Below are 8,601 nucleotides of genomic sequence, written 5' to 3' on the forward strand. Positions count from 1 at the left end.
GTCTGTCCTCCATGCTCAGCAAGAATGTGGAGACGACGAGGAGCGACATGCGAAACGAATGGGCACCCGACGAGCAGCCCTGGGCGCGTCGAGCGGGCGATGACCAACCCGATCGAGGTTTGGAAGGCCCCGGCTACCTCGTCTGTCCGTTCTGCGGCGCCCGCTCCGCCAAGCGGTCGTACGGCGACGAGGCCGCGGACAACGGACGACTCGAGCTGTACTGCACCAACGAGCACTGCCAGGCTCGAGAGATCGTGGTGCTAGTTCTCAAGGACACGTATCGAGCCCATACAGCGCCGACGTACGCCTGCTCGAAGCGCTCGATGCCGAGGCGACCACTCTCGCTCATAGTGCGGCTCCCGTGGTGTTCGTGGTGTCGCAGCAGAATGGCACGTCGCAGTTCTCGTCGGTGCAGGGTGCACCGTCGTCGTAAGCGAGCACGGTGTCCACGAGCATCGAGATTGCGCGAGTCAGATGCGGGTCCGCGATCTCATACCGGGTCTGGCGTCCTTCCGGGGTCGCGACCACGATGCCGCAGCCGCGGAGGCACGCGAGGTGGTTGGAGACGTTCGTCCGGGTCAGGCTCAGCGACTCCGACAATCGGGCAGGGTACCCGGGGGCTTCGAGAAGCTCGAGAAGAATCCGGGAGCGGGTCGGATCGGCCATCGCACGGCCGAGACGGTTCATCACATCAACACGAGACGCAAGGGTCAGCACCCGCTGACTATACACCTGATAGTGTTTGATGATCGTCTATCCCGATTTCTTGAGCACCACCGAGCGTAGGACCGTCCGCAATGATCCGCCCCGCCTCCTTTGACCGCGCTATCGCTGCGCGCGTGGGTTGGCCGGTGGCGAAACTGCTCGTAGGGCTGGGGCTGGTCATGGCGCTTCTGATGGGGTCGTGGGCGGCGACGCACGCCGAGACCGAGGGCCTTGCAGCCGCGCCGATGGCGGAGCTGACGGTCACCGACGATCCGGGAGTCGTATCGGCGGCGATAGCGGGTGGGCACGCCGGTGAGGCCGGCGATCTCGGTGCCGCCCTGTGCCTGCTGGGAGTGGCATGCTGTCTGGCGCTCGTCGTGCTGGCCCGGCGGGCACCGTCCCGCACGTTCAGCGTCGAGCGTGTCGCAGGGATAGTGCGTGAACGGATCGCGGTCCCGTCGTCCCGAAATCCGGTGCTCACACTTACGCAGCTGCGCGTGTTCCGAACCTGATCCACCACTCAACACCCTTGCACCTGTGAGAGCGTGCGGATTCTGGCGCTGCCAGACCGCCGCCTGTTGAGTCCTGGTATTGGAGAACGTCGTGGCAAACCCATTCCGGGTGACTTCCGTCACCCGCGCCGTCCCACGGGCCGCCCATCGAGGGCCCTGGCGTACATTCCGTGCGGCCGCCGCGATGCTCGCTGCGGCCGCCGTGCTCGCGGTCGCTGGGTGCACATCCCAGGACGGGCTGGCCGCCACGGTGAACAACGGCACCGGTTCCACCAGCGTCGACGAGCGCATCGTGGAGATTGCCCCGGATGAGCGCGGCGAGCCGGTGGTGTTCGCAGGCGTCGACGAGCGCGGAAACCCGGTCAGCAGCGACGAGTTCGCCGGCGAGGTGTACGTCGTGAACTTCTGGTATGCCGCGTGTGGCCCATGCCGGGTCGAGGCTCCTCTGCTCGAAGAGGTGTGGCAGACCTACCAACCCGAAGGGGTGGGCTTCATCGGGGTGAACATCTACGACCAGCCCGCCACCGCGCTGTCCTTCGCCGAGGACTACGGGATCACCTACCCGAGCGTGATCGACATCGTCGACGGGAAGACCAAGCTCGCGTTCGCCGCAGTCACCCCCATCCAGGCAACCCCGACGACCCTGGTTATGGACCGTCAGGGCAGGGTCGCCGCGCGGATCATTGGACAACTGCCAGCCGCGTCGATCCTGTCCACCCTCGTCGCGGACACGCTGGCGGAGACCGAATGAGCGCCGAAGGGCTTATCTTCGACGGCGCCCTCTGGGTGGCCGTGCTCATCGCCATGCTCGCGGGACTCATCTCCTTCGTCTCCCCGTGCGTGCTCCCGCTCGTCCCCGGATACTTCGGCTACCTCGGATCCTCCCTCTCCAACTCCCCGACACAGACCCCCGCCGGCGGTCGAAGTCGGCTGCTCAGCGGGGTGGCATTGTTCATCGCCGGGTTCACTATCGTGTTCATGACCGTCACAGTGCTCGGCGGGGTGGCCGGGATGTTCTTCCTCGAATACGCGAACATCCTCACCCGGGTGCTCGGGGCAGTCGTCATCGCCATGGGACTGGTGTTCATCGGCGCCTTCCCCCGCGCCCAACGCACCCTCCGGCCGCGTTTCCGCGGCAATCTGGGACTGCTCAGCGCACCGCTGCTGGGCATCGCGCTCGGGATCGGCTGGACGCCCTGCATCGGACCGACCTTAGCGGCGATCATGTCGGTCTCCTGGAATCTCGGCGACCCCGGCCGTGCCGCGCTGCTGGGTCTGGCATACTCGCTCGGACTGGGCATCCCGTTCTTCCTGCTCGCGCTCGGACTGGGCTGGGCCACCCGGTCGGTCACCTTCCTCCGACGCCACATCCGGGTAGTCAACATCATCGGCGGCAGCCTGCTGATCGCACTGGGCGTGCTGATGGTCACCGGCATCTGGGGGACGTTGATGTCCGTTCTGCAGGGGGTGATGCTCAGTGTCACGCTCCCTCTCTGACCAGTCCCAGACCGACCCGTCCCGCCCCGCCGATCACATCGATCAGGACGAGCCGGACACGGTCACCTCTCCAACGCTGGGACCCTTCGAGTGGCTGCGGTGGGGGTGGCGGCAGCTGACCAGCATGCGCACGGCGATCCTGCTGCTGCTCCTGCTGGCCATTGCCTCGGTTCCCGGCTCGATCTTTCCCCAGCGCACCGCAGACCCCAACGGCGTCCTGCAATACTTCCGAGACAACCCCGACCTGGCCCCCATCCTCGACGGGCTCCAGGTGTTCGACCTGTACAACTCCGCCTGGTTCTCCGGCATCTACCTACTGCTGTTCATCTCGCTGATCGGCTGCATCATCCCCCGCACCCGGCACCACTGGAAAGCCCTCCGCACCCGGCCACCACGCACCCCGGCCCGACTCAACCGGCTGAGCGCGTACCTCGCCGTCGACACCCCCGCGCCGGTCGAGAACCCTGAGATTTACGCGGCCGACGTGATCGCCGCCGCAGCTGCGGACCTTCGTCGCCGCGGTTACCGTATCGAGCGGTATGACACCGCCCAGTCTTGGTCGGTGTCGGCCGAGCGCGGGTACCTCCGTGAGACTGGCAACCTGATTTTCCACGCCTCCCTCGTCGGGGTCCTCGTCGCCGTTCTCGCCGCCAGCGGCTTCTCCTACACCGGGCAACGAGTCATCGTCGAAGGCACCACATTCGTCAACACCCTCAACGACTACTCCTCGTTCACCCCGGGCAGGTTCGTGGACGGCACCCAGCTCGACCCGTACTCGCTGACCCTCGACAGCTTCGACGTCAGCTACGTGCCACCGGGAGTACCCGGCGCTGGCCAAGCGGGCGACTTCGCCGCAAACCTCACCATCCGCGACGCCCGCACCGGGACGGAGGTCACCGAGAGCGTCCGCGTGAACTACCCCATCACCGTCGGCAGCGACCGGGTCTATCTGCTCGGAAACGGCTACGCACCCACCATCACCGTTCGCAATCCCGAAGGCACGGTCGTGTACAGCGAATCGCAGCCCTTCCTCCCGCAAGACAGCATGATGACTTCGCTTGGCATCATCAAAGTCCCGGACGGGCTTCCCGAACAGGTCGGGCTCGTCGGATTCTTCTACCCCACCCAGGGCGCCCTCGACACCGGGGCGTTCACCTCGGTGTATCCCGATCTGGTGAACCCGGTCGTCACCTTCAACGTGTTCTCCGGCAGCCTCGGCATCGACGACGGTGTGCCCCGGTCGGTGTACACCCTCGACACTTCGGAGATGACCCAGCACACCGGCGGCAGCACCGGCGTCGAGTCGATCCAGCTCACTCCCGGGCAGACCGCCGACCTGCCCAATGGGTGGGGCACGGTCACCTTCGAGGACGCCTCCGGCGGCACGAATCCACTGGCGGCGGTGAAACGATTCGCGTCGCTGGACATCAAACGCGACACCGGCGGTCCTTGGGTGCTCGCCTTCGCCACCCTCGCCACGCTGGGTCTGATCACCGCGCTTCTCGTTCCCCGACGTCGCGTATTCGTTAAAGCATCCGTCACCGGCAACTCGGACGAGCCCACCCTGCGCCTGGAATACGCGGGCCTCGCACGCGGGGAGGACCCTCAGCTCCCCGACGCAATCGCCAGCATCCGCGACGGCCACCTCGCCGCTCGTGAACACCACACCCCACAGACCGCCAGCCGGAAGAACCTCTGATGAAGACCCCCCTGAAAGTCACCCTCATCGCGATCACTGCTGTGATCGTGCTCGTCATCGGCGCGATCATCTACACGATCAACACCCGCCCCCAGGTTTCCGCGGACGACAACGCCTCCGACGCGCTGCCTGGCGCCCGCAGCAACTCCCACGTCCTTGATAGCGCCGGGCCCGACGCTCCGACGCTGGTGGAGTTCCTCGACTTCGAATGCGAGGCATGTGGGGCGTTATACCCGTACGTCGAAGAGATTCGTGAGCAGTACGACGGACAGATCAACTATGTGTTCCGGTACTACCCGATCCCCAGCCACTACAACTCGATGAACGCCGCCCTCGCGGTGGAAGCGGCCGCGCAGCAAGACCGGGTCGAGGACATGTACCACCGCATGTTCGAGACACAGGCCGAGTGGGGCGAGCAGCAAGTCTCCGAAGCGGACCTGTTCCGGAGCTTCGCCGAGGAGCTGGGCCTGGATATGGCCGCCTACGATGAGGCGGTCGCGGATCCCGCCACCCGGGAGCGGGTCGAAGAAGACTTCGCCGAAGGGCAGGACATGGGCGTGCAGGGCACGCCCACGTTCTTCCTCGACGGCGAACGACTCGAGCTCACCCAACTGACCGATCTCACCGATGCTCTCGACCGCGCCCTCGCTGACTGACACGCCGGCTGACACCGCCTCGGCACCCGCGGCACGGCGCGGGTTGCCGTTGTGGGCAGCGGTTCTCGCCGCCGCTATCGCCGGCGGGCTTCTGGACTTGTCCTTCCCCGCAGTGGGGTGGTGGCCGCTCGCGTTCGTGAGCGTCACCATCGCGCTATGCACGATGATCGGCCGCCGCAGCGGTGGCGCGTTCCTGGTCGGTGCGGCCTTCGGCGCCGCGTTTTACTTCATCCATCTGGTGTGGGTGGGGGCCTTCCTCGGGCCCGTCCCGTGGGTGGCGTTGGCAGGGCTGGAAACGGTGCTGTTCGGGACCGGGGCGATTCCTCTCGCCCTCGCCTACCGGTGGACCGACCGCACCCGCGGACGCGCCGTCCTGTGGTTTATCGGGGTGCCGCTGCTGGTGGCGGGGCTGTGGAGCATCCGGGAGCTGGTGATGGGGTCCTGGCCCTACTCCGGGTTCCCATGGGCGCGGATTGGGATGACCCAAGCGAACGGACCGCTACCAGAGGCGGCGTCCTGGGTCGGGCTGACCGGGCTGAGCTTCCTCATCGTCGCCGCCTGCGCGTGCCTCGTCCAGTGGTGGCGGGCTGGAGGGTTCCGACGCATGCGCGGCATCGTGCCCGCCGCGATGATCGTGACTGTCCTAGCGGTCGTGCCGCAGTTCCCGACCGGGGACGCCGGCCGGATGGACATCGGGTGGGTGCAGGGAAACGGGCCCTCCGGGTACTTCGATGACCGCACCCCCGGTGATGTGCTGGCCGCGCAGACGGCCGCGACCGACCCCCTGCTGGGGGAGGACATGGACCTGCTGGTGTGGCCCGAAGGTGCTGTGGACGCCGATCCCCTCGCCGACCCGGCAATCGCTCGGCGCCTCGACGCTCTCGTCGCCCGGGTCGGCGCACCGCTGCTGGCCAACGCCGCTACCGCTCGCGGCAGTGACGTGTTCAACACCTCGATTCTGTGGGACGGGCAGGGCACTCCGCAGCTGCATGACAAGGTCAATCCCGTCCCGTTCGGTGAGTACGTCCCGGATCGGTGGTTCTTCGAGCGGATCGCGCCTGACCTCATCGGCCTGATCCAACGCGAATACACCCCCGGACAGAACCCCCCGTTCGTGACCGTCGACGGGGTGAAAGTCGGACTGGCGATCTGCTTCGACGTCATCTACGACTCCGTCATCTGGGACGGCGCCCGCGAGGGCGCACAGGTCTACGTGTTCCAGACCAACAACGCCGACTTCCGCGGCACCGACGAGAACCTTCAACAGCTCGCGTTCGCCCGGATGCGGGCGATCGAGACCGGACGCGCCGTGGTGAACGTCTCCACCGTCGGCACCAGCCAAGTCATCGCCCCGGACGGACAGATCATCGACGGCGCCGGCGTCGACAAAGCGGCCGCGGCGATCACCCGGGTCCCGCTGCGCGACGGGCTCACCCCCGCCGTCGTGCTCGGCGGTGCCCTTACAGCTCTGATCGCCCTCGGCGCGATCACCGGTCTCACCATCGCCGGAATCGGACACCGACGCCACCACCACCGACCCCAAACCGCACGAGGAGCAAGTGATGCCTGACCCCGAATCCCTGACCCTGGACAGCATCTCCCTGCTGCTGGTGTGGACCGCGATCGCCGTGTACCTGCTCGCGTTCGTGGCCTACGCCATCGACCTTGCACAACGCTCAGTACGCCGCGACGAGACGCAGCGGGTGCCCGCGCTCGTGACCGCGGGCGGAGACACGCAGAACACACGCGACGAACGCGCCGAGCTGAACGAGGTCCGCACCCGGCCGGGCCAGCGGCAACGTCTACTCTGGGCGCGCATCGGCACCGTGCTTACCGGGTTCGCGTTCATCTTCCATCTCGCCGGCACCATCGGGCGAGGACTCGCCGCAGAACGAGTCCCGTGGGCGAACATGTACGAGTTCGCGCTCACCGGGACTTTGCTGATCGTCGCGGTCTACCTAGCCGTGCTCCGCCGATACGACCTACGCTTCCTGGGCTCCTTCCTTATCGGTATGGTCGCGTTGCTCCTGGGCGGTGCGACCTTGGCGTTCTACGTCGAAGTCACCCCGCTGATGGACCCGCTCAAGAGCGTCTGGCTCGTCATCCACGTCTTCGTCGCCTCCCTTGCTACCGCCCTGTTCGCGATCTCCTGCGGCCTTTCCGCCACACAGCTCATGCAAGCCCGACGCGAACGACAGGCTGCGCGTCGCAAGGATGAGGGCACGAAGAAATCCGGCCTGGGATACCTGCGTACGCTGCCGACCGCGGAGGCGCTGGAGTCCCTGGCGTATCGGTTCGCGATCGTCGGGTTCATCTTCTGGACCTTCACTCTGATCGCCGGCTCAATCTGGGCCAACGACTCCTGGGGACGATACTGGGGATTCGACACGAAAGAAGTATGGACGTTCGTGATCTGGGTGCTCTACGCCGGCTATATCCACGCCCGCGCCACGCGAGGCTGGCGCGGCACCCGCTCTGCATGGCTGTCGATCATCGGCTTCACCGCGGTGCTGTTCAACTTCACCATCGTCAACATGTTCTTCAAAGGCCTGCACGCCTACTCCGGCCTCAGCTAACGACCAACATTCGACTTTCAAAGGACTTTTCTCAATGCTCACATCACTGTTCGATCCCAAGTGGTCTCCACGTTCGCGGGCGGGGACGGACACGGAAGCTCGGTACGGCGTTTCCTCGGCCTCCGCCGTGCGGGGCGCACGATGAGGCGCCGTCGGAGCGGGAGATTGGTCGTCGCGTGCCTGGTCGCACTTGCTATGACTGTCGTGGACCAGGGCACGAAAGCCCTCGCGCTCGCACAGCTGAGCGAGCAAGAACGCATTCCGCTGATCGGCGACCTGCTGGGACTGCAGCTTGCATTCAACCCCGGGACCGTCATGTCTCTCGGCTCGAGCAGCACCTGGGTGTTCACTCTGGTCGGAATCGTGGCAGTGATCGCGTTGTTCTACGCCGCCTGGCGGGCGCCGTCCACGATGTGGGCGGTCGCCATCGGATTCGTCTGGGGTGGAGCGATCGGCAACCTCATCGACCGTCTCTTCGCGCCTCCCGGGTTCGGCCGTGGACACGTCACCGACTTCCTCGCCTATGGCAACCTCTTCATCGGAAACATCGCCGACATCGCCATCGGGGTCGGCGTCGGACTCGGCATCCTCCAGATGCTCCGCAGCCACCGGTCCCAGACGCGCAGCGAACACCCGGGGGCAACCTCCCCCCAGGAGAAGTGACTTCGGCCCGATTACAGGTCATCCGGGTTAGACGATGCTCGCCAGGACATTCAGGCGGAGCTGAGCGAGCACCGCGACAACCAGGTACGCGGCGACCGTCACGAGCGTGATCCACGGCCACAACACCGCACCAACCCGCCGTGCCCGTTGACCGAAGACGCCCTCGCGCAGGTTCCGAGCTGTCACGATGAAAAACAGCGGGAGCGTCGTCAGCCACACCACAAGGCACCAGGGGCAGAGCGTACCCAGCACGTAGATGCTCTGCCCAATCAGCCAGACCACGAACCCAAAGG

General features: G+C 66.2%; 10 protein-coding genes. 8 read left to right on the forward strand and 2 right to left on the reverse strand.

Annotated elements, in window-relative coordinates; genetic code table 11:
- Positions 1-345: 345 nt before the first annotated feature.
- Complete coding sequence (locus ACGG9C_RS16850) at positions 346-717, reverse strand: helix-turn-helix transcriptional regulator (protein ID WP_272872949.1); 372 nt, start codon at positions 715-717, stop codon at positions 346-348.
- 134 nt (positions 718-851) lie between these two features.
- Between ACGG9C_RS16850 and ACGG9C_RS16855 the strand changes: the two genes are divergently transcribed.
- The 8 genes from ACGG9C_RS16855 (at position 852) to ACGG9C_RS16890 (ending at position 8,308) form a co-directional block, all read left to right on the forward strand.
- Positions 852-1,217, forward strand: a complete 366-nt coding sequence (locus tag ACGG9C_RS16855) for a hypothetical protein (protein ID WP_194384900.1) — start codon at positions 852-854, stop codon at positions 1,215-1,217.
- 109 nt (positions 1,218-1,326) lie between these two features.
- Positions 1,327-1,968, forward strand: coding sequence for a TlpA family protein disulfide reductase (locus ACGG9C_RS16860; RefSeq protein ID WP_390178941.1), 642 nt, complete (start codon positions 1,327-1,329; stop codon positions 1,966-1,968).
- The gene (locus tag ACGG9C_RS16865; protein ID WP_194384901.1) at positions 1,965-2,714 is read left to right on the forward strand and encodes a cytochrome c biogenesis CcdA family protein; all 750 of its coding nucleotides are present in this window, start codon (positions 1,965-1,967) and stop codon (positions 2,712-2,714) included. Before ACGG9C_RS16860 ends, ACGG9C_RS16865 begins: the two co-directional genes overlap by 4 nt.
- Positions 2,695-4,413 carry a cytochrome c biogenesis protein ResB gene (locus ACGG9C_RS16870; RefSeq protein WP_390178942.1) on the forward strand — a complete coding sequence of 573 codons (1,719 nt, stop codon included), beginning with the start codon at positions 2,695-2,697 and terminating at the stop codon, positions 4,411-4,413. The genes ACGG9C_RS16865 and ACGG9C_RS16870 overlap by 20 nt, the downstream gene beginning before the upstream one ends.
- Positions 4,413-5,069 (forward strand): thioredoxin domain-containing protein, encoded by a 657-nt coding sequence (locus ACGG9C_RS16875; protein WP_194384903.1) that lies wholly within the window; start codon positions 4,413-4,415, stop codon positions 5,067-5,069. Before ACGG9C_RS16870 ends, ACGG9C_RS16875 begins: the two co-directional genes overlap by 1 nt.
- A complete protein-coding gene (gene lnt / locus ACGG9C_RS16880; RefSeq protein WP_194384904.1) occupies positions 5,041-6,639 on the forward strand; it encodes an apolipoprotein N-acyltransferase in 1,599 nt (532 codons plus the stop codon). Before ACGG9C_RS16875 ends, lnt begins: the two co-directional genes overlap by 29 nt.
- Positions 6,632-7,645, forward strand: coding sequence for a c-type cytochrome biogenesis protein CcsB (gene ccsB / locus ACGG9C_RS16885; protein ID WP_194384905.1), 1,014 nt, complete (start codon positions 6,632-6,634; stop codon positions 7,643-7,645). The genes lnt and ccsB overlap by 8 nt, the downstream gene beginning before the upstream one ends.
- Positions 7,646-7,840: 195 nt before the next feature.
- Complete coding sequence (locus ACGG9C_RS16890; RefSeq protein WP_228480968.1) at positions 7,841-8,308, forward strand: signal peptidase II; 468 nt, start codon at positions 7,841-7,843, stop codon at positions 8,306-8,308.
- 27 nt (positions 8,309-8,335) lie between these two features.
- Here ACGG9C_RS16890 and ACGG9C_RS16895 read toward each other — a convergent pair.
- The coding region (locus tag ACGG9C_RS16895) for a vitamin K epoxide reductase family protein (RefSeq protein WP_390178943.1) at positions 8,336-8,601 on the reverse strand (266 nt) is incomplete at its 5' end.

This window comes from Microbacterium sp. MTN4-26 (assembly GCF_042846595.1).
GTDB classification, from domain to species: Bacteria; Actinomycetota; Actinomycetes; order Actinomycetales; family Microbacteriaceae; genus Microbacterium; species Microbacterium luteum.

Coding starts and splice junctions, on each gene's coding strand:
- lnt (WP_194384904.1), top strand. CDS start 5,041: ATGCTCTCGACCGCGCCCTCGCTGACTGACACGCCGGCTGACACCGCC.
- ccsB (WP_194384905.1), top strand. CDS start 6,632: ATGCCTGACCCCGAATCCCTGACCCTGGACAGCATCTCCCTGCTGCTG.
- ACGG9C_RS16890 (WP_228480968.1), top strand. CDS start 7,841: ATGACTGTCGTGGACCAGGGCACGAAAGCCCTCGCGCTCGCACAGCTG.
- ACGG9C_RS16875 (WP_194384903.1), top strand. CDS start 4,413: ATGAAGACCCCCCTGAAAGTCACCCTCATCGCGATCACTGCTGTGATC.
- ACGG9C_RS16865 (WP_194384901.1), top strand. CDS start 1,965: ATGAGCGCCGAAGGGCTTATCTTCGACGGCGCCCTCTGGGTGGCCGTG.